General features: G+C 72.4%; 20 protein-coding genes and 2 pseudogenes. 12 read left to right on the plus strand and 10 right to left on the minus strand.

The window, feature by feature from the left end; all coding sequences use genetic code 11:
* Positions 1-109 precede the first annotated feature (109 nt).
* The 4 genes and pseudogenes from ACZ4UV_RS20035 to ACZ4UV_RS20050 form a co-directional block, all read right to left on the minus strand.
* Positions 110-547 (minus strand): DUF5994 family protein, encoded by a 438-nt coding sequence (locus tag ACZ4UV_RS20035; RefSeq protein ID WP_451018932.1) that lies wholly within the window; start codon positions 545-547, stop codon positions 110-112.
* Positions 548-580: 33 nt separating this feature from the next.
* Positions 581-1582, minus strand: a complete 1002-nt coding sequence (locus ACZ4UV_RS20040) for an acyl-CoA desaturase (protein ID WP_467839466.1) — start codon at positions 1580-1582, stop codon at positions 581-583.
* A 1379-nt stretch (positions 1583-2961) separates the two neighbouring features.
* On the minus strand, positions 2962-3936 hold the full coding sequence (locus tag ACZ4UV_RS20045) for a magnesium transporter CorA family protein (RefSeq protein ID WP_451018934.1): 975 nt from the start codon (positions 3934-3936) through the stop codon (positions 2962-2964).
* 146 nt (positions 3937-4082) lie between these two features.
* Positions 4083-4364, minus strand: a pseudogene (locus tag ACZ4UV_RS20050) (DUF5994 family protein); the annotation flags it as partial.
* A 376-nt stretch (positions 4365-4740) separates the two neighbouring features.
* Between ACZ4UV_RS20050 and ACZ4UV_RS20055 the strand changes: the two are divergent.
* Positions 4741-5133 (plus strand): annotated as a pseudogene (locus ACZ4UV_RS20055) (TraM recognition domain-containing protein); the annotation flags it as partial.
* Between the two features lie 123 nt (positions 5134-5256).
* Here the strand turns inward: ACZ4UV_RS20055 and ACZ4UV_RS20060 are convergent.
* Genes ACZ4UV_RS20060 through ACZ4UV_RS20070 form a run of 3 tightly spaced genes read right to left on the minus strand, consistent with a single transcriptional unit; the run spans position 5257 to position 6964 of the window.
* A complete protein-coding gene (locus ACZ4UV_RS20060; protein ID WP_451018936.1) occupies positions 5257-5526 on the minus strand; it encodes a hypothetical protein in 270 nt (89 codons plus the stop codon).
* A 5-nt stretch (positions 5527-5531) separates the two neighbouring features.
* Positions 5532-5654 (minus strand): hypothetical protein, encoded by a 123-nt coding sequence (locus ACZ4UV_RS20065; RefSeq protein ID WP_451018937.1) that lies wholly within the window; start codon positions 5652-5654, stop codon positions 5532-5534.
* A complete protein-coding gene (locus ACZ4UV_RS20070) occupies positions 5651-6964 on the minus strand; it encodes an amidohydrolase family protein (protein WP_467839471.1) in 1314 nt (437 codons plus the stop codon). Before ACZ4UV_RS20070 ends, ACZ4UV_RS20065 begins: the two co-directional genes overlap by 4 nt.
* A 182-nt stretch (positions 6965-7146) precedes the next feature.
* On the opposite strand from ACZ4UV_RS20070, the gene ACZ4UV_RS20075 reads away from it, so the two are divergent.
* The 5 genes from ACZ4UV_RS20075 to ACZ4UV_RS20095 all read left to right on the plus strand — a co-directional run bounded on the left by ACZ4UV_RS20075 (position 7147) and on the right by ACZ4UV_RS20095 (position 12313).
* Positions 7147-7908 carry an IclR family transcriptional regulator gene (locus tag ACZ4UV_RS20075; RefSeq protein ID WP_451019734.1) on the plus strand — a complete coding sequence of 254 codons (762 nt, stop codon included), beginning with the start codon at positions 7147-7149 and terminating at the stop codon, positions 7906-7908.
* On the plus strand, positions 7905-8861 hold the full coding sequence (locus tag ACZ4UV_RS20080; protein ID WP_467839475.1) for an ornithine cyclodeaminase family protein: 957 nt from the start codon (positions 7905-7907) through the stop codon (positions 8859-8861). The genes ACZ4UV_RS20075 and ACZ4UV_RS20080 overlap by 4 nt, the downstream gene beginning before the upstream one ends.
* 161 nt (positions 8862-9022) lie before the next feature.
* Positions 9023-9427, plus strand: a complete 405-nt coding sequence (locus ACZ4UV_RS20085; protein ID WP_467840678.1) for a MarR family winged helix-turn-helix transcriptional regulator — start codon at positions 9023-9025, stop codon at positions 9425-9427.
* A gap of 83 nt (positions 9428-9510) precedes the next feature.
* Complete coding sequence (locus ACZ4UV_RS20090) at positions 9511-11232, plus strand: MFS transporter (RefSeq protein ID WP_451019732.1); 1722 nt, start codon at positions 9511-9513, stop codon at positions 11230-11232.
* Between the two features lie 103 nt (positions 11233-11335).
* Positions 11336-12313 (plus strand): hypothetical protein, encoded by a 978-nt coding sequence (locus ACZ4UV_RS20095; protein WP_451019731.1) that lies wholly within the window; start codon positions 11336-11338, stop codon positions 12311-12313.
* A gap of 38 nt (positions 12314-12351) precedes the next feature.
* On the opposite strand, the gene ACZ4UV_RS20100 is transcribed toward ACZ4UV_RS20095, so the two are convergent.
* Positions 12352-12834: a hemerythrin domain-containing protein gene (locus ACZ4UV_RS20100; RefSeq protein WP_467839479.1), complete on the minus strand. Its 483-nt coding sequence runs from the start codon at positions 12832-12834 to the stop codon at positions 12352-12354.
* A 203-nt stretch (positions 12835-13037) separates the two neighbouring features.
* On the minus strand, positions 13038-14273 hold the full coding sequence (locus ACZ4UV_RS20105) for an MFS transporter (protein WP_451019729.1): 1236 nt from the start codon (positions 14271-14273) through the stop codon (positions 13038-13040).
* 571 nt (positions 14274-14844) lie between these two features.
* On the opposite strand from ACZ4UV_RS20105, the gene ACZ4UV_RS20110 reads away from it, so the two are divergent.
* The 6 genes from ACZ4UV_RS20110 (at position 14845) to ACZ4UV_RS20135 (ending at position 18833) form a co-directional block, all read left to right on the plus strand.
* Positions 14845-15195 (plus strand): hypothetical protein, encoded by a 351-nt coding sequence (locus tag ACZ4UV_RS20110; RefSeq protein WP_467839482.1) that lies wholly within the window; start codon positions 14845-14847, stop codon positions 15193-15195.
* Positions 15192-15800, plus strand: a complete 609-nt coding sequence (locus ACZ4UV_RS20115) for a PfkB family carbohydrate kinase (protein WP_451019727.1) — start codon at positions 15192-15194, stop codon at positions 15798-15800. Before ACZ4UV_RS20110 ends, ACZ4UV_RS20115 begins: the two co-directional genes overlap by 4 nt.
* Positions 15797-16156: a PfkB family carbohydrate kinase gene (locus ACZ4UV_RS20120; RefSeq protein WP_451019726.1), complete on the plus strand. Its 360-nt coding sequence runs from the start codon at positions 15797-15799 to the stop codon at positions 16154-16156. Before ACZ4UV_RS20115 ends, ACZ4UV_RS20120 begins: the two co-directional genes overlap by 4 nt.
* Positions 16157-16305: 149 nt before the next feature.
* Positions 16306-17226 carry an NADP-dependent oxidoreductase gene (locus ACZ4UV_RS20125; protein ID WP_451019725.1) on the plus strand — a complete coding sequence of 307 codons (921 nt, stop codon included), beginning with the start codon at positions 16306-16308 and terminating at the stop codon, positions 17224-17226.
* A 71-nt stretch (positions 17227-17297) separates the two neighbouring features.
* Positions 17298-18155 carry a DMT family transporter gene (locus tag ACZ4UV_RS20130; RefSeq protein ID WP_390044707.1) on the plus strand — a complete coding sequence of 286 codons (858 nt, stop codon included), beginning with the start codon at positions 17298-17300 and terminating at the stop codon, positions 18153-18155.
* Between the two features lie 240 nt (positions 18156-18395).
* The gene (locus ACZ4UV_RS20135) at positions 18396-18833 is read left to right on the plus strand and encodes a universal stress protein (RefSeq protein ID WP_351497119.1); all 438 of its coding nucleotides are present in this window, start codon (positions 18396-18398) and stop codon (positions 18831-18833) included.
* Positions 18834-18936: 103 nt separating this feature from the next.
* On the opposite strand, the gene ACZ4UV_RS20140 is transcribed toward ACZ4UV_RS20135, so the two are convergent.
* Positions 18937-19443 carry a MarR family winged helix-turn-helix transcriptional regulator gene (locus tag ACZ4UV_RS20140; RefSeq protein ID WP_451019723.1) on the minus strand — a complete coding sequence of 169 codons (507 nt, stop codon included), beginning with the start codon at positions 19441-19443 and terminating at the stop codon, positions 18937-18939.
* Positions 19444-19448 lie beyond the last annotated feature (5 nt).

Raw genomic sequence — 19448 nt, forward strand, 5'->3', positions numbered from 1 at the left:
GCGCGGCCGGCCCAGGACCGGGCACATGGAGCCTCCCCAGCGGGATCCGGTGACAACACCCCAGGCCGACACGCGGAGTGCGGACCCGGGGGCGGTCCGGCGGCCACCGTCAACGGACTGCGACTCCCAAGCCCACGCTGTCCTTCACAACGGTGGACATACTCTCCATGAGCCGCCCGACCTCCGCGACCGTGGCGGCGGGCGGCACCACCAGCAGGTCCCACCGGCCGCGGCCGGGCGCCAGCAGGCAGACGATGGACGGGGAGCGCTGGGTGGTCGTCCGGCGCAGGCGTACGACCTGGTTGGCGACGAGCAGCCGAGCCGGGAACGCGGACCATACGGCCTCATCCACAAGGGCGCTGGTGATCTGTCCCCAGGCGTGCGGCAGGCCGCCCAGCAGCCTGGGCAGTTCGTACGCCAGATCGGGCGAGTGGGGCCACCAGACGCCGTCGATGCGCCGGGCCATGTGGCCCTGTGCCGGCTGGGACGCCAGGCGCAGGCGGACGGCGGACGTCGAGGAGAGCGGGGGCGGTGGGGCGAGTGTCATGGAAACTCCTGAAGGGGATGCGGTCGCTCGGGTTCACACGCGGCGGGCGGCGATACGGTCCGGGGTGGGCCAGCGCACGTCCCTGACCCAACCGAGACATTCGAAGAAGCGGATCAAGGCGGCGGACGGATCGAGCTGGCCGCGGTCGACGCCGTGCCGGGCGCACGTGGGATCGGCGTGGTGCAGGTTGTGCCAGCTCTCGCCGAACGAGATCAGGGCCAGGGGCCACAGGTTGGTGGCGCGGTCGTGGCGACGGGTACGGAACGGGCGCTCACCGATCACATGGCAGAGAGAGTTCACGCTCCACGTCACGTGGTGGAGCAGGGCGATGCGGACAAGTCCCGCCCACAGCAGGGCGGTCAGGGCGGACACCCAGCTGCCGCCGATCAGCCACCCCACGGCGAAGGGCAGCGCGAGGGTGAGCACACACAGGGCCGGGAAGGCCCGGGACACGGCCCGGATGTCACGGTCAGCCAGCAGATCGGGAGCGTAACCCGTCACGGACGTGGGGTCGTTGCGGAACAACCAGCCGACGTGGGCATCCACAAGTCCCCGCAGGTGACCGCACACAGACGTGCCGTAGCGATACGGCGAGTGAGGATCGCCCGGCCGGTCGGTGAAGGCGTGATGGCGGCGATGGGTGGCGACCCAGCCGATCACGTCCCCCTGGAAGCTCATGGACCCGGCCACCGCGAGCGCGATGCGCAGCGGCCGTACGGCCCGGTAGCTGCCGTGGGTCAGACCACGGTGGAAGCCGACCGTGACGCCCAGGCCCGTGACTGTGTAGAGCAGCGCGGCGAGCAGGACATCGACGGGATGGATCAGGCGCCCCCACAACAGCCAGACGGCCAGACCGACTGCCAGGAACGGGAGAAAGACGATCAACGCCGTGATCGCCAGGGACAGCCGCTCGCTGCCGGTGCGCTCGGCAGCCGTTCCCTCGCGCGGGAAGGGTGTCCTCCCCTCGTACTCCGGGGACGGCGGGGAGCCTTCCGGCGGGACGGCGGACGGGGAACGGGGGATATGGAGAGACATGCGCGGTCCTTGACCTCGGTGACGACAGTGCGGCCGGGGTCTTGGGCTGCGCCTCTTCGACGGTGACTGCGTACCGCATCGCTGAGAGCGGATGCGAGTCGCACGGACGGTGGATACGGGAGCCACAGGGGCTTGGGCTGGTGAGGACGTGGACAGGGGGCGGCGGGGCCGTCAGGCCGTCTCGCCCGGGTGGGTGCGATCGTCGGGCGGTCTGCTCGAGTCGAGCCAGGAGCCGAGCGGACCGGCGGCGCGCGAGGCGTCCAGTGTGAGGTGCAACCGCGTCCCGGTTCCCGGGGGGCCCGCAGGATAGCTGCGCTGCTCATCGCCGGCGAACAGCACCCGAAGCGCGTCCGCGACGCGTCGGGCCGCTTCGGGGTCGGCGGAGACCAGGCGAACCTCCACCCGGCCCTGCCCACTCGGCTCGTGCGCGGCCTCGGGACGGGATGGGCGGTGGGGGGCTTCGGATGTCACAGGGCGGAACCTGCCCGGACCTGAGCGGCCCACATCTCTCGTGCGACGAGGACGAGACCGGTCTGAACACCGGCGTGCGACGTGCCCTCGACCTTTTCAGCTTACTCCTGCCGCTCGGGACAGCCGCGCCGACACACCTGAAGTGGTGCGGTGTCCGCCGAAGCCATCGGCCGGCGCCCGATGACGGGATGACGGGTCGGGTCGATCATGAACAGCTCCCGGGACGACGACGTGACTCCCACGCCAGCCACACCGTCGGCCGTCGGTCGTGTGGCAGCCCGGGGAGTCCCGCTGACAGACCGGCTGCGGCGACAGAGGTGGCCGGCGGAGCCGTCAGGCCGCCCTGGGCGGGTGCGATCGGCGGGCGGCCCCGGCGCGCTCGGCTGGTGCAGCGAGACCGGTCTGATCACCTGCGACGGCCCTGGTTCTGTCGGCCTGCCGGCACGACGGCCACCGCGGCGAGCGGCGGAAGGAGTAGCGTAGAGACACCTAGGGCATTTCGCACACCGGCTTCCACGCCGGGTCGTTCTCGGCACCGGCAAAGGCCGGTGACGTCAGCCGCCTGATCATCGGCATGTGAGACAGCCGTCATGAACGCCTTCTTCACGACCGCCGGCCGCTGCACGTGAACGACGAAGAGAGCGACAGCCGTCCTGGGTCTCGCACTCTCCGTGACGCACGCCGCGGGGCTGCGGATGACCCTTCTCGTTCGTCGACACCCCGCCACGGGTGTCGACGAACGAGGCGCCACCAAGCCCCTGATTCCGGGGCGCCGACGCCGTAGAGACCGTCGACGCGGGGATCCTGCGCCACGGGCACACAGCCCGAAGTCTTGGGAGCCGTTTGGGAGCCGACTCCAGGAACCGGCTCCCAGCCCCGTCTGCCGACGAGCACGCAGGAGCGTGTGGTCAGAGCCAGTCCCAGTGCTTGAAAGCGAAGTACAGCGTCAGAGAGGCAACGACGATGACGGCGCTGGAAACGATGAATCCCGACTGGTGTCCGAAGCCGGGGTAGGGAAGGTTCTGTCCGTAGAAGCCAGTGATCGCCGTGGGCACGGCGATGATCGCGGCCCAGCTCGTCACCTTCTTCATGATCAGGTTCATCCGGTTCGCCTGCACCGACAAGTTGGTCTCCATCACCGAGGCCACCAGGTCGCGCAGCGACTCCGTCCACTCGCCCGCACGCAGCACGTGGTCGTACACGTCTCGGTAGTAAGGCAGCAAGGGACCGTCGACGACCTCGAGGTCGGGGCGCATGAGGGCGTTGACGACCTCCCGCATGGGCAGGACCACGCGGCGGAGCCGGACCAGTGATTTCCGCAGGGCGTAGGACTGGCGCTGTACGGTCTGGATCTGCCGGCCGCCTTCGGCGAAGACCAGAGCGTCCAGTTCCTCAATACGTTCGTCGAGCTGCCGTACCGCGGTGAAGTGCCCGTCGACGACATGGTCGAGCAGGCCGTGGAGCAGAAAGGCGACCCCGTGTGCCGCCAGAGCCGGGGTACGGTCCCAGCGGGCGACCAGCTCGTCGAGGGCGAACGCGGCGTCCTTGCGGACGGTGATCAGCGCCTGTGGCGTGAGGATGACCGCGAGCTCGCTCATCGTCAGTCCTGCGCCGTCCGGGTCGACGGCGACCGCGTAGACACTGAGGAAGTGATGGGTGCGATAGTTGTCGAGTTTCGCCCGCTGTCCCTCGTGCAGCGCGTCCTCGAGAGCCAGCTCGTGCAGACCGAGTTCCTCGCCGACCGCCGTGAACTCCAGGCGGTCCGGGCGGTACAGGTCCAACCACACGGTCGTGGACGGGTCCGCCAGATGCTGGGAGATGTCCCGGACCGGGAAGTCCTCCTCGACCAGGGAGCCGTCGCGGTACAGCCGAGTACGGGCCATGTCGCGCACCCTAACGGCACAGGCGGAACATCAGCAGACGCCACTACCGAACTTCCACCCCGACGGGCGGCACCGCCTCGATCGCCTTGAAGTCGGCGCCACCGCCCGGCAAAGACAGCCCTGCCGGGCGCCCGGACCTCCAGAGGTCATGCCTCGGGCTCGTGGCGTTTCTCGCCGGTCCGAGGGTCCTCCGCGGGGATCGGGTGTGCCTGATGGGTGCCGGTGGCGATGAGGATCTCTGCGGCATGGGTGACGTCGTCGGCTCGGACGGCCCTGGCCATCGCGGCAAGGGCGGCGTCGGGTGTCGCGTGCGGCGGGACCACCACCAGGCGCGTGGGAAGTTCATCCCATGCGGTGGCGTCCAGGCCGACGCGCGTGATGGGGCCGAGGTGCCCGGTCAGCAAGTGGATGAGGTCGGGCAACTCCGCGCGTCCTGGGGGCGCTCGGCAGGGACACCCCAGCGAGAACGGCGCGCCGGAGCACACCAAGACCGCGTCGAACACCAGACCAGGCCCATCCCCGCACACAGAAACCCCCGCCGGAGCGGGCCGACGGGGGGTTCCTCACCTCTCACCTGCTATCACACGCGTATCACCAACAGCGTCGACGCACCTGGACCACTAGGACCTGACCTGCAAAAACGCTCCCTGCCCCAGACCAGCTGGACCCCACAAGACGCCAACCACAACCTGTGCCAGGTGGTACCCAGGGACGGCCCAGGACCAGGGGCGCAGCGCCTTCTGGCCCGTCAAAGCGGTACTGCAAGTTATCAAGTCATTCGGTGGTTTCTCGCTCAGCCGTCAGCCCCTCTCTCACCGGCAGTCATACCGCCGGGGCCAGAAGGTCCGGGGCGACGCCGGCATGCACGCCATGTGGTCCTCGAGCACCATCAAGGCCATCGGCAGCGGTTTCGATGACCCGGACTTCGCCGACAGGCTCTCCCGTCTCATCGGCGACCACGACGCGGAAACCACGTCCACCTGCGTCTCCGAATAGGGAAAGTCCAGCTCGACGTCGATGCGGCAGGAACGGACCCTTCCCGCGGGCGCGATCCGCGCCCTGCCCGAGGGCACGTGGTACCTCGAACCCGGCGCCGACGCCCTGGCCGCCGCCTCCGCCCACGCGACGAAGGCCATCACCGCACGCGCCGTCGCCAAGCAAACGCCTCGCCAGGGCGACTGCGACATCGCGGCCTGACCCACCGCGCGTCCTCACTTGCCTCCAGTTCGGTTCGGCCCGCACATGCACCGCTGCCGATTCGGCGCCAGCCGTCTCCACCCGTCACCGGCGCTCCCTCTCGGTGCTCGCACGGTCACCTTGTTATCTCCCGGAGAAACACGCCGGCACCACGACCGGCCCATTTTCATCCTGCCGCCCGAGACCGCCCCGGACGCACACGAGGGGGCCGACCCTCGCCGTGTACCGGCTCATGTCGCACAGCATGGAGGCGCCGTGGATGTCGGCGGTGGTGCGGACCGTGAGCAGGTCGGCCGGGTGTGCCTCGATGAACCGGTCCCAGCCGGCGATCTCGGCGAGGGTGTGCTCGTACGGCGGCAGGTCGTCCATGGTGTAGCCGAGGGCGATGTTCACGGCGGTCAGGCCGGAGGCGTGGGCGTGGGCGTCGGCGATCGCGCGGGCGTCGACCGCGAGTTGTTGTCGAGCTGGCCCAGGGCGTTGACGATCACGGGGCGGCCGGAGGCGGTGTCGGCGTCGGTCACTGGGCGTCCTTCTCGAACTCGGCGCGGTCGAAGCGGTGTCCGCGTCTGACGGTGTACGTGATGGTGCGCAGGTTGCCGATGTCGTGGAGGGGGTTCTCGTCCAGGACGGCGAAGTTGGCGAGCTTGCCGGGTTCGACGGTGCCCATGTCCGCCTCGGTGCCGGCGGCGCGGGCGCCGACGAGGGTGGCCGAGCGCAGGACGTCGGTGGCGGGGACTCCGCAGCGGTCGACGAGGAAGGCGAGTTCGCCGTACAGGGCGGGGAAGGGGTCGGCGGGGTCGGTCTCGTGGTCGGTGCCGGTGCAGACGTCGACTCCGGCGCGGTACGCCTGCGCGGTGACAGCGGCGGCCAACTCGGCGTTGTGGGCGGCCCGTTCCGCGGACTCGGCGGTGTCGCCCCGGAGTTCGTCGCTGGTCCACATGGACGCGGTGGCGTCCAGGACCGTGCCGCGGCGGCGCATCTCGGCGAAGAGGGCGGCCAGTTTCGGGTCGTCGCCCGCGGCGAAGCGGTCGTGGTCGACCGGCGGTTTGGTCTTGTAGCTGCTCAGCGGCTCGGTGGGGTCCTCGAAGGCGAGCAGGGTGACGTGGGAGACGCTGTCGACGCCCGCTGCGACGACCTCGCCGGGCGCGGCCGGGAAGACGGTGGCGTGTGCCCAGACGGCGATGCCCTGGCGGTGTGCCTCGGCGGTGACGGCGGCGACGGTCGCGGCGTCCAGGTCGGCGTAGACCTTGATCGCGGCGGCGTGGGTACCGCGGGCGAGGGCGACGGCGATCGGCAGATCGGTGTCGAGGGTGACGGCCTGCATCCAGGGGACGGCGCCGGGTACGGCGCCGCGGGAGACCTCGTGGGTGCGGGGGTCGTCGAAGAAGGAGGGCCCGGCCATGAGGGCGGCGTAGCGGATGTCGGGGCCGGGGATCTCGCCGACCAGGGTGGCCCGGGCGAGGTCGGCGATGTGGCGCAGGTCGTCGGCCATGTCGCGGACGGCGGTGACCCCGCTGTGCACCAGGCGCCGGAGGACCGCTTCGGCGACGGGGCGGTCGGGCGGGGTGGCCAGGTGCTGGTGGGTGTCGATGAGGCCGGGGAGGACGAACCGTCCGGCGAGGTCGACCTGGGGCGCGTCGGCGGCGTGCGGGGGCAGCGGGTCGGCGTCGCCGGTGACGGCGTGCAGCCGGGCGCCGTCGGTGACGATCGTGGTGTTCGGCCGGAGCGGGCCGCCGGTGCCGTCGAAGAGGGTGGCGCCGCGGTAGACCGTGACGGTTCCGGCGGGCGGAGCGGCCCAGGGGGTCGGGGCGCCCGGGGGCAGGTCGGTCATGGTCACCCTTCGGTCCGCTGAGGCTGTGCCGTTTGTTACGCGGTACGTAACACTTGTATCGTGTGGTGAAAACCCAGGTAACTGTACTCTGCAGCCGGTGGACCGCCGCAAGGGCCCGTACCGGACAGGACGCGCCGGGCCGCGCAGCGCGGCACCGGGGCCGAGAGGGAAGAGCCGCCGTCATGCCCGACGCACCCGTCGCCCCGGGGCCGCCCCGGTCGGCCGTGGACAAGGCCCTCGACCTGGTCGAGGCCGTCTCGCGCGCGCCGCAGCCCGTGCGGCTGACCGATCTCGCGGCCGAGGTCGGGCTGCACCGCGCCACCGCGTACCGGATCCTGCTCGACCTGGTCCGGCGGGGCTGGGTGCTGCGGGCCGGCGACCGGTACCTGCCGGGCGCCGCCGTGCTGCGGATGTCCGCGTCGGCCGCGGGCAACTCGCTGACCGCGCTGGCCCGTCCGGTGCTGGAGCGGTTGTCGGCCACGACCTCGATGATGGTGAACCTCCAGGTGCTGGAGGAGGGCGGCGGCCGGGTGATCGACGTGGTCAGACCCGAACGGCTCGCCATGATCAGCCATCTGCGGGGCGAACTGCTGCCCGTACGACGGTTCGCCGGGCCACTGGCCCTGGTCGCCGCGCTCGAACCGGAGGCGCGGAAGCGGTGGTTGGGCAGGCTGCCCGATGACGACGCCGACCTCACGCGGGAGTTGGCCGAGGTCGCGCGGACGGGTATCGCCGTCGAGCACGGCCGTAACGACAAACTGGTGGCTTCCGTCAGCCGCGCGGTCGTGCCCGCCTCTGGGGCGCCGGTGTGCGCGCTGACGGTCGTGGGGCCGGAGGCCGAGTTCGACGGCCCGAAACTGGCCGCCGTGGAACGGGAGTTGACCGTGGCTTCCGATGAACTGGTGGCGGCGCTGACCGCCGACGGAACGGAGGCGGGCCGATGAGCGGTGTGCTGGTGCTGGACCGCCGGCAGACGGCCGCGGCGCTGGAGCCGGCCGCCGCGCTCGACGCGGTGGGCCGGGCGCTCGTCGCCGTCGCCCGTGGCGAGGTCTCCGTTCCGCCGCGGATCGCCGCCCTGACGCCGGCCGGCCTGCTCGGCGCGATGCCCGGGTACGTCGGCGGGCTGGGCCTGGCCGCGAAGCTGGTGACCGTGACCGCCGATCCGGAGCACCCCGGACGGAGTTTCCACCGCGGGCTCGTGGTCCTGTTCGACGAGCATGACGGGCGGGCTCTCGCACTCGTGGACGCCGAGGCGCTCACCGAAGTCCGGACGGCCGCGTCCGCCACACACAGTGCGCTGGCCCTGGGCGCACGGCCCGGTCTCGGCCGGGTGGCGGTGGTGGGGACGGGGGCGCAGGCGCGGGCCCAGTTGGCGCTCCTCGCCGCCGTCCGGCCGCAGGCGGAGGTCGCCGTGGCGGGCCGCGACCCGGTGCGGGCGGGTGAGGCGGCCGTGCTGTTCCCGGGTGCGCGGGTCGCCACGGGCATCGAGGACGCCGTGCGCACGGCCGACGTGGTGTTCTGTTGCACCGGCGCCACCGCTCCCGTCGTCCGCAGGGAGTGGCTCTCCCCCGGCGCCCATGTCTCCTCGGTCGGCGGCTCGCAGGGCCCCGAACTGGATCCCGGCACGGTCCGGGACGCGGCCCTGTTCGCCGAGTGGACCGGCGCGGCCGCATCGCCGCCGCCGGCGGGCGCGCACGAACTCCAGGACCTGCCCCCGGGGCGGTCCCTCGCCCTCCTCGGCTCCGTCCTCGCCGGCGACCACCCGGGGCGGGACGGTGACACCGGGGCGCTCACGGTCTTCAAGTCCACCGGGCACGCCGCGCTGGATGTGGCGGCGGTCCGGGTGGCCTACGACGCGGCAAGGGCACGGGGGTTGGGGGTACGCGTCGACCTGTGACGGTCACCGGGACCGCCCTGCCGGGAGAAGCCCCTCCCCCACCCTTTGTTTCGCAGTACATCTAGATGCATAATGTGGTTATGGACGACCAGGTCGAGGAGCGGGCCGCCGACGGCCGACCGGGCGGCGAGGCGGGTCTCGCCGGGGCACCGGAGCAGCTGATGGCCGCCGTCGAGCAGTTGGTACGGCATGTACGGCACAGCGCCACCGCCGGCGGCCTGAGCACCGCCGCCTCCTCGGCGCTGGCCCGGCTGGGCCGGGAGGGTCCGCTGCGACTGACCGAACTGGCCCGCGCCGAAGGCGTCTCGCAGCCGGGGATGACCCAGCTCATCGGCCGGCTGGAGCGCGCGGGGCTGGTGGCGCGCAACGCCCACAGCACCGACGGCCGGGGGGTCCTCGTGGAGATCACCGCGACCGGCCTCGACGTCTTCCGGCAGCGCCGCGCCGAGCGCACCCACGCCCTTCAGGAACTGGTCGAGGAACTGACCGGGCCCGAACAACGGGCCGTACGGCTCGCCCTGCCCGCCCTGGCCCGCGTGATCGAGGAGCGCCGGGCACGCGGCTGAGGCGCAACCTGACCTGCGCGCCTCCAGCAGAGACACCCTTCCGCCTCCGTCCCGTCCGTCCGCATCCGGAGAGAGGACCGTTGATGAGTGCACCGCACCAGAGGGCCGCGAGCCCCTTCAGGCAGCCGAAGGCCGTGTGGGCCGTGGCGTTCGCCTGCGTGATCTCGTTCATGGGCATCGGCCTGGTGGACCCGATCCTGCCCGCGCTGGCCGACAGCCTGCACGCCTCGCCCAGTCAGGTATCGCTGCTGTTCAGCAGCTACCTGATCGTGACCGCGGTCGCGATGCTGATCGTCGGCTGGGTGTCCAGCCGGATCGGCGCCAAGCGCACCCTCGTCACCGGTCTCGCGATCATCGTCGTCTTCGCCGCGCTGGCCGGCGCCTCCGGCTCGATCAACGGCATCGTCGGTTTCCGGGCCGGGTGGGGGCTGGGCAACGCCCTGTTCATCGCCACCTCGCTGGCCGTCATCGTCGCCTCGGCCAGCGGCGGTTTCGCCGGGGCGATCATCCTCTACGAGACCGCCCTCGGCCTCGGTATAGCCGTCGGCCCGCTGCTGGGCGGCGAGTTGGGCGGCATCAGCTGGCGGGGGCCGTTCTTCGGTGTCGCCGTCCTGATGGCGATCGCGCTCGTCGCGACGCTGGCCTTCGTGCCGGCGCTGCCCAGGCCGGAACGCCGTACCTCGCCGCTGGCGCCGATCACGGCGTTGCGTCACCGTGGCCTGCTGACCATGGGCATCATGGCCCTGCTGTACAACTGGGGCTTCTTCACGATGCTCGGCTACGCGCCGTATCCGATGGAGCTGAGCGCCCATCAGCTGGGGCTCGTCTTCACCGGCTGGGGGCTGCTGGTGGCCGCGTTCAGCGTCTTCTTCGCGCCGCGGCTGCAGGCCCGCTTCGGCACCGCACCCGTGCTGTACGCCAACCTCGTCGGCCTCGGCGCGGTGATGGCCGTCATCGCCGCGGGCGTCGGCACGCCGACGGTCGTGATCGTCGCGGTGATCGTCAGCGGCATCTTCATCGGCGTCAACAACACGCTCACCACCCAGGCGGTGATGGTCGTCTCGCCGGTCGAGCGTCCCGTCGCCTCCTCCGCCTACGGCTTCCTGCGGTTCATCGGCGGCGGCCTGGCCCCTTACGTCGCCGGGAAGCTGGCCGACGCGACCGACCTGAGCGTGCCGTTCTACCTGGGCGCCGGCACCTTCCTGCTCGCGATCCCGGTGCTGGCCAGCGGGCACCGGCTGCTGCGGGACGCGGAGGCCCGCCTGGCCGGAGGCGAGCCGGCCGTCCCCGCGCTCACGCCCGTCGGGCGGCAGACCGCGCCCGGCACGGCCCCGGTCGTCGTGGCCGTCGGCGCCCACGGGCGGGCCGCGGCCGTCGTGGACGCCGCCGCCCGGCTCGCACGGGACACCGGCAGTCCGTTGGAGGTGGTGCACGTCCAGCGGACCGCCGTCGTGGAGGAGTTGGCGGCGGACACCGAGACCCCCGACGAGGCCCGGGCCGCGGTCGTCGCCCATCTCGACCGGCTCGCCGCCCAGGGGTTCGCCGCCACCGGCCAGATCCTGGACAGCGTCGGCGACCACGCCGCCGCAGGCCGGGTCCTCGCCCGGCATGCGGCCGAGGTCCACGCCCGCGCCGTCGCCGTCGGCCGCTCACCGCGCGGACCGCTCGCCCAGTTCGCCGACGGCAGCCTCACCACCGCGCTCGCCCACGCCGCGACCTGCACGGTCGTCCTGGTCGACCCGGCCGACGCGCCGCTTCCGCTGACCGCGTCGACGCTCGTCGAACTCCGCGAACGGCCCGCCTGATCCGGGGGCGGCCGACCGTACTGTCGCAGGAAGGCGTGCGGTTGAGCCGGTCGCCCGAAATTCGTTCGGCGCCCGTCCTGCAGCGGAGCTAGCCTCGCTGCTCATGGGAGCACGAGCGCAGTACGTGGTGGTCGAGAACGGCGCCTGGCAGCGGTACTACTCACACTGGGCCGCCAACCGGGTGGTCCAGGATCTGCTGCCCGGCCCGGCCGCGGCGACCCGCTGCTTCCGCGCCAACCGGGAGATCGACGAATGGCTCGACGACGTGTGGTGCGAGGGTGCGGCACTCGTCGACCACGACCGCCGGATCCTGCTCTGGTTCGCCTACGCGGGCGACTGGGCCGACCACCGCGCCGCCCGCTCCGTACTGGCGCGGACATGGCCCGGCTGGGACGTCCGCTTCGCGCACGACGGCATGGGTGACCTGACCCACCACCTGGGCCTCGGCAGGGACCTGACCCGTACGCCGGGCTGGTTCGAGACCTTCGAGCCTTCCGGGTTCGCGGCCAGCGAGTACACCGAGCCCTCCTCCGTCGTCTCCCTGCGGCTGCCCGACGGAAGCGTCCGCGCGTGGGGCAGCGACTGGGAGCCCGTCGAGCACCTCGCCGGCGGCCCCCGCCTGGTCGACCTGGTCGCCGCGTCGTCAGCCACTCCTGCGCTCACGGACATGCCGCACGGCGGTGTCCATTTCGACCCGCAGGCCCGCACCGTCTCACTGTGGGCGGTGCAGACCGTGGCCGGCGTTCACGACTGGCCGTTGCCGCGCTGGGAGGACTGGGTCCTGGACTTCCGCGGCGACGACCACACCCTCCAGGCCGGGCTGCTCCCCGCGGACTTCCCCTTCCCGGCGCCTCCGCTCGCGACCGCACTGCGGGGGCTCGGCGACTGCTTCGGAGCCCCGCTGCCCGACGTGAGCGCACTTCTTGCCCGCGCCGCGGGTGCCCCCGGCCCTGAGGGCACCACCTCCGTGGTGAACCCCGCCGCGCAGGTGCCGCACGAGCCTGCCGATCCCGCACCGGCCGAACTGGCCGCTTTGCGTGGGGCGATCGATGTGCTGGTCTCAGAGGCGGAGGCCGGCTGACCAAGCCCGGGTGGGTTCCCCGGTCCGGCGTGGAGTCATCACATACCGAACCCGAACACCATGTCGGGCCAGTCGGTGTCAGGCGTTCGGCCGTCGAGCGCCTCAGTGATCGTCCGCTCCTCGTACCGGAAGTGGGATTCCATGATCGCCGCCAATCCGTCGAGTTCGCGCCCGATCGCCTCCAGGGTTGAACCACGCGGTTCGGCAGCCCCGTCGGCGAGTTCCCTCACCCGGGACAGGATCGAGGCGATCAGTCCATGGTCCTCGACGAGATGCGCGACCGTCGCGGCAAGATCCGGGCGTTCTCGGAGCAGTTGGGAGAACATCCCGTTGTCCTCCCCCTCATGGTGCGAGGACAACGCGTTGCAGAAAGCCAGGCAATGAGTGAGCAGCACGTCGTCACCCGAACGACGGTGTCCCAGGCCTGTCCTGATCTCACGGATCTGGCGACGCAGTTCTTCATGCGCTCGCGCAAGTTGCCGGCTCAGGGCGACCGCGCGGTCGCCGTCACGGGAAGCCACGGAAGGCGGCCCCTTCGCTTCCGCACCTCCATGCCTGACGCAGACCGTCACCGGCACGCGATGCTGCCGCCATACGATCATGCGACGCGGTGGAACGGCAAGCACGATTGCCGTTCCAGCGGCAGCGCCGTGACGGCGCGGGCGACACACGTGGGTGCGGGCCGTCAGGCCGCCGTGCTGCCGGACCGCCTCGGACGAGAAGGTCAGCCCCGGTTCGGCCCGGTCACGCCCTGGGTGGGTGCGGCGGGCCGGGCCGGCTCCGCGGTTTCCTGGCCGGTGACCACCTTGGAGGGGCGGTTGCCGCGGTCCAGGAGGCCGCCGGTGACGGCCAGGCCGAGGCCGGCCGCGGCGAGGAGCGCGCCGACCAGGTTGGGTGCCGCCCAGCCCCAGCCCGCCGAGATGACCAGGCCGCCGAGCCAGGCGCCGGCCGCGTTGGCCATGTTGAAGGCGGAGTGGTTGGAGGCCGCCGCCATCGTCGGGGCGTCCTTCGCGTTGATCATCAGCAGCATCTGGACGGGGGTGGTGATGAGCGCGCCCATCGCGCCGATGAAGGTGACCGTCACCAGGGCCGGCACCGTGCTGTGGACGGTGAAGTAGAACGTCACCAGCGCGGCGCCCAGCAGGATGATCCCTGCGTACAGAGTGGGGCGCAGGGCGCGGTCGGTGAGGGGGCCGGCGACCAGGGTGCCGACGGTCATACCGACGCCGTAGAGGGCGAGGACCCAGGTGGTCGACGAGTCGGAGAGGCCCGTCAGGTGCGTCAGCATGGGGACGAGATAGCTGTAGACGGCGAAGAAGCCGCCGAACCCGACGACGGCGGTGGCCAGGCCGATGAAGACCTGCCGGTTGCCCATCGCACGCAGTTCCTGCCGGATGCCCGCCTGCGGGCCGCGCGGCTGGTGGGGTACGAGCAGGGCGAGGGCGAGGAGCGCCACGAGGCCGATGACGGCGACCGCGCAGTAGGCGTACCGCCAGCCCAGGTGCTGGCCGAGGGCGGTGCCGGCGGGGACGCCGACGATGTTGGCGATGGTGAGGCCGAGGAAGACCCGGGAGACGGCGCGTGCCGCGCGGTCGGAGGCCACCAGCCGGGAGGCGACGACGGCGCCCACGCCGAAGAGGGCGCCGTGTGGCAGTCCGGCCAGGAAGCGGGCGGCGAACAGCAGGCCGAAGTTCGGGGCGAGCGCGGACGCCGTGTTGCCCACCACGAAGAGCCCGGTCAGCAGGAGCAGCAGCCGCTTGTGGGGCACGCGGGCGCCGATGCCGGTCAGCAGGGGGGCGCCGACGACGACACCGAGGGCATAGGCCGAGACGAGGTTGCCGGCGTGCGGCACCGACACTCCGACGCCGTCCGCGATCTGGGGCAGCAGGCCCATGGTGGCGAACTCGGTGGTGCCGATGCCGAAGGTGACGACGGCAAGGGCCAGCAGAGCCAGAGGCATGATGAGCGGGGGAACCTTTCGGGGACGGCGGGTCCGGGAGGGGTGGCCGGACGGAAGCGAATGGTTTCTTCACCTTCCGTGGCCGACCGCACCGAGCGCCCTTGCCCAGTCCACCCCCGAGAACGTTGCAGCGGAATACGGCGAGCGCGCATTCCTGGATGGGCCCACGCGACGGGGTGACCTGCGTCACGCGAGGGAGTGTCGGCTGGGCCTACTGCTGTGCGGCGGCCTGCCGGCACTCCGCGCACAGTCCCCACCAGGTGATCTCGGCCTCGTCGACGGCGAATCCCTTGTCCTCGTCGGAGGTGAGGCACGGTGCCGCGCCGACGCTGCAGTCGACGTCCTCGATCAGGCCGCACCGGCGGCAGACGAGATGGTGGTTGTCGCCGACGCGCAGTTCGTACCGGGTGGGTGAACCGGCGGGCTCGATGCAGCGGACCAGCTGGGCCCTTGGTCAGGTCTTCCAGCACGTCGTACAGGCCCTGCCGGGAGAGTCCGCCGGCCTCGGCCCGGTCCGTGCCGATGCGTGTCTCGAGGCCGGCCGCCGTGGAGCATCCCGGCCTGGATCCGAGTGATCGCGGTGGACTCGCTGCGCGGCCGCGCCTACGACCCTCAGGCCCTGATGGACACCACCCGTTCCAACGCCTACTGGTGCTCGGGCGGCTTCCGGCTGCCCGCGGTGCTCGGCTGGGCGCTCGCCATCGTCGCCGGCCTGCTCCTCACCAAGGCCTCGACCAGTGCGGACGACGTCTGGTTCGCGGGGCCCCTCAGCGACACCTGGTGCGGTGTCAACGGCCTCGGCTGGGCGGCCTCGACGGCCGTCGCCGCGGCGGTGTACACCCTGTGCGGCAGGCGCGGCACACCCGCCCGGTTTGACAGCGGTGAACCCGCCGCCACCCGCCTCCAGGAAGCCGGCCGATGAACCGGTCGACGAGCCGGCGGATCGTGCTCGCCGGGAACGTGATCGCCGACGTGGTGATCGAGATCCCCGCGCTGCACGAACGCGGTGGTGACGTCGTCGGCACCCGTACCGTGACGACCGCGGGCGGCGGTTTCAACACGCTGGTGGCGGCCCGCCGGCTGGGCGCGGAGGCGGTCTACGCCGGTCTGCACGGGACCCGACCGCACGGCGATCTGGTCCGCGCGGCACTGGCCGCCGAGGACATCGGGACGCTGCTGGCCGCCCGCGCGGACGGCGGCACCGGCTTCACGGTGGCCCTGGTGGACTCAGGCGGCGAGCGCACCTTCGTGACCAGCTTCGGAGCCGAGGCCACGCCGGCGCCGGCCGACGTGGCCGCGATCGGGGCCCAGCTGCGTCCGGGCGACCTCGTCCAGCTCTCCGGCTACGGGCTGGCCGTGCCGGGCAACGGCCCACTGCTGTCCGGCCTCACCGCCGCGGTGCCCGCCGACAGCATCCTCTGCCTCGATCCGGGCCCCCTGGTCGCCGACATCCCCGAGAGCGTCCTCGCCCCCGTCCTGGCCCGCACCGACTGGCTCAGCGCGAACGCCCGCGACGCCGCATCATGACCGGGCACGAGGATCCCCGTACCGCGGCGGCGGCCCTCGGGCAGCGGCCGGCCCCCGGGGCGGGAGCGCTCGTCCGGGCCGACAGGGACGGCTGCTGGCCGGCCGCCCCCGGGCAGCAGCCCGTGCACGTACCGGGTTTCCCGGTCACCGCCGTGGACGGCAACGGCGCGGGCGACGCGCACGTCGGGGCGTTTCTCGCCCTGCTCGGCCAGGGGTTCGACGCGCTGACGGCCGCGCGCGGGGCCAACGCGGCGGTGGCCCTCTCGGTGACCCGTCGCGGCCCGGCCACGGCGCCCGACCGGGCAGAGCTGGCCGTGTTCCTGGCCGGCGACCCGCTCGCCGGGCAACTCGCCTGAATTGCCAGGGCCTTGGCGAACTTCGCGTCCGGTTCCGGGAAGAGAGTCGCGCCGTCGGGTCGTTGAACGCCAAGCCGCGGGCGGTGTGTGGCCGGACGGCGGCTCGTCGGCCAGGGCTTCTCCCAGCGAGGAAGAACGGTGATCACGCGATGAAGGCGGTGCGGTTCCACGCGTACGGCGGGATCGATGTGCTGCGGGTGGAGGAGGTCGAGCGGCCGGTGCCGGGCCCCGGGCAGGTGCTGGTCGAGGTCCGCGCGGCCGGGATCCAGCCCGGCGAGGTGATGATCCGCGAGGGTGCCCGGCACGGGCGCTGGCCCGCGACGTTCCCCTCCGGGCAGGGCAGCGATCTGGCCGGCGTCGTGGTGGCGGCCGGGCCCGAGGTGCGCGGCTTCGCGGTGGGCGACGAGGTCCTCGGCTTCACCCACGGCAGGGCGAGCCACGCAGAGTACGTCGTGGCCGAGGACGTCAACCTGGTGTCCCGTCCCGAAGGACTGCCCTGGGAGGTGGCCGGATCGCTGTACGTGGCCGGCACCACCGCGTACGCGACCGTGTTCGCGGTGGACCCCCGGCCGGAGGAGACCGTCGTGGTGTCCGGCGCGGCCGGCGGCGTGGGGGCACTCGCCGTACAGCTCGCGCGGCGGCGCGGTGCCACCGTCGTCGGGCTGGCGAGCGAGGCGAACCACGCCTGGCTGGCGGCCCACGGCGTCGTCCCGGTCGTCTACGGGGAGGGGGCGGCCGAGCGGATCCGGAAGGCCGCCGGGGGCAGGGACGTCGACGCGTTCATCGACACCTTCGGCGACGGCTACGTGGACATGGCCGTGGACCTGGGCGTACGGCCCGAACGGATCAACACGATCCGTGACTGGTCGGCCGCGGCGCGCGTCGGCGCCCGGACCTACGGGGAGGGCTCGGCGGCGGCCGCGGTCGTCGTCGGTGAACTCGCGCGGCTCGCCGCCCGGGGCGAGCTGGACGTCCCCGTCGCCCGCGTCTACCCGCTGGAACAGGTGCGGGACGCCTTCCGCGACCTGGAACGGGGACACGCCCAGGGCAAGATCGTGCTCCGGCCGTAGTCCCGCTCCGTACCGGCGGCGGCGGGCGCTCCCGGGCTGAGCGGGCGGGGCGCAGCGGGCATGCTGGAACCATGGTGGTGATCGCCGTGCTCTTCGCCGTCCTGGGTGCCGTCAGCAACGCGGCGGGCACGGCCTTCCAGCGCAAGGCCGCCTCCACCGTGCCCGGCCGCAGTGGAGTGCGCCTGCTGCTGGTGCTCATGCGGCGGCCGGCCTGGGCCGTCGGTATCGCCGGAGTGGCGGGGGCCGCGGTCTTCCAGGCGCTCGCCCTGGTCAACGGGCCGATGGCGCTGGTCCAGCCGCTGTTCATGCTGGAACTGCCGTTCGCGCTGCTGATCGCCGTGCCGCTGATGCATCGCAGGCCGAGTCCGGAGGGATGGCGGACGATCGCCGTGGTGGTGGCCGGCCTGGCCCTGCTGCTCGCCTCGGCGGCCCCGTCCGGGGGCCGGCAGCAGGCGTCCATGCAGCGCTGGATCCCGGTCCTCGCTCTCACCCTGGGCGCCATCGCCGTCACCGTGCTGCTCGTACGGTCCTCGTCGTCGCCGCTGTTCCGCGCGGCGGCCCTGGCCACGGGTGCGGCGATCGGGAACGCGCTGACCGCCGCGCTCATGAAGTCGGCCACCGGCCGTCTCGCCGACGACGGACTGGCCGCGTTTCTCACCGCCTGGCAGACCTACGGCTTCGCGGTCACCGGGATCGCGGCGCTGCTGCTCCTGGAGAACTCGCTGCAGGCCGGTCCGCTCGTCGCCTCCCAGCCGGCGCTGACGATCGGCGACGCGGCGGTGAGTCTGCTGCTGGGCGTCACCCTCTTCGACGAGTCGGTCCGCACCGGGTGGTGGCTGCTGCCCGAGGTGGCCGGGGCCGGTCTGATCCTGTGGGGCGTGACCCGGCTGACCCGGGTCGTGCCTCACCTCGTCGATGTCATGCAATGAGGCGACCGCAGGACCACCGCGGGTTCGGCCGACCGGTCGATCCCGGCCGATACCGCCCGGCTCTCGGCAGTTCAGTGGCTGTTACACGGGCCGCCGTCCCTCGCGCCGACGACTGGTGAGATGATCACATGGTGGGGTTGGAAGAACTCGTTCGGCGCCGGACGCGCCGACCCGTCACGCCGTGATCCGGCGTCCCTGACCACCGAGTAGACCTTCCACGCCCCCGGAAGGGGAAACAGAGTGTCCGTGTTCCAGCGCATCCTGGTCGCCGTCGATCCCAGCCCCGCCCGCCGCTCCGCCGTGCGGCTGGCCGGCGAGCTGGCCAAGCTGACGAACGCCGAGGTCCGCGTCGTACACGTCATCGCCTCCGCCGCCTCCGTCGCCGCGATCGTGCCCCTGGAGGAGGACGCCGAGGCCAAGGCGGTCCTCGACGAGGCGCTGACGGCCCTGCGCGAGCAGGACGTCAAGGCTGAAGGGACCTTGATCAGGGGGCTTACCACGCAGGTCGCGACCGCCATCGCCGACACCGCCGAGGAGTTCGGGGCCGATCTCATCGTCCTGAGCCCCCACCACCGGAGCTCCGTCGAGGCGCTGTTCGACCCGCGGGTCAGCGACGCCGTCGCGCACCGCACCAACACCGCGATCCTGCTGGCCCCGGACGGCCACGACGAGGTCTGACCGGCCACCGGCCGACACCGGCCACCGGCCCCGGGGCCCGCTGCGGATTCGTCGTCCGCGGCGGGCCCCGGGGCCGTCGGGCCGTGGAGCGGTGGGCGCGGCGTCAGCGGCGCCGCCAGGGCAGTGCATCCTGTTCGCCGCTGTCGGCGTCCATGCGTTGCAGGGCGGCGTTGACGGCCTCGCCGATCTCGGCGAACCGGGTGACCTGCTCGGGGGTGAGGGCGTCGAAGACGGCTCGGCGTACCGCCTCGACATGGCCGGGGGCCGCACGCTCCAGGAGGCTCATGCCGGCCGTGGTGAGGACGGCGTGCTGGTTGCGGCGGTTGACGGGGTCCTCGCGGCGGTCGACGTAGCCCGCCTCCTGGAGGCGGGTCACGGCGTGGGTGAGCCGGCTCCGGGTGATCTTCAGTCGTTCGGCCAGCTCGGACATGGTCAGGCTGTGGTCCTCGACCGAGGACAGATTGGCGAGGAGTGTGTAGTCGGCGTGGGTCATCCCCGCGTCGCGCCGCAGCTGGCGGTTCAGGTGGTCCGACAGGTGCGTGGAGAACTGGACGTAGGCGAGCCACGCCCGTCGTTCCTCGGGGTTCAGCCAGCGTGGCGTCGTGGTCATGGGCG

The sequence above is a fragment of the Streptomyces sp. NPDC028289 genome, assembly GCF_055565975.1.